At 49.1% G+C, this 293-nt stretch carries 1 protein-coding gene; it reads right to left on the bottom strand.

Going from position 1 to position 293, the window contains the following annotated elements; genetic code table 11:
- On the bottom strand, positions 1-194 hold a 194-nt coding region (locus tag AB4653_RS27710), incomplete at its 3' end, for a hypothetical protein (protein ID WP_372105848.1).
- Between the last annotated feature and the right edge of the window lie 99 nt (positions 195-293).

Genomic DNA, 293 nt, shown 5'->3' with positions numbered 1-293 from the left:
AGGTGCATGTATGCCATGCTGTTGATGCCATCCGACATTTCATCTCGAATTTGCTCGCGTTCGCTCTGCTCTTTCTTCGCTTGAGGGAAGAAAAATGCCATCGGGGACTTGAGTGTTTTTTCCAGCTCTCCAATGCGTCCGCCATTTTTGGTCGCAAAACTGCCCGATTCTTGATGGCGAAAATTGAGGGTCATGAGGTGTGGACATTGCACATTTTTGGCCACGCTCTTTAAGGACGCAAAACAATCGGGCAAGGCGTAAAGGCGGAAAGTTCGAGGTGTACTGCGTAAACC

The sequence above is a fragment of the Vibrio sp. 10N.222.48.A3 genome (assembly GCF_041475345.1).
In the GTDB taxonomy this organism is placed as follows: domain Bacteria; phylum Pseudomonadota; class Gammaproteobacteria; order Enterobacterales; family Vibrionaceae; genus Vibrio; species Vibrio tasmaniensis_A.
Note: the sequence above shows the minus strand (reverse complement) of the source record. Positions and strands in the feature narration are given on the sequence as shown.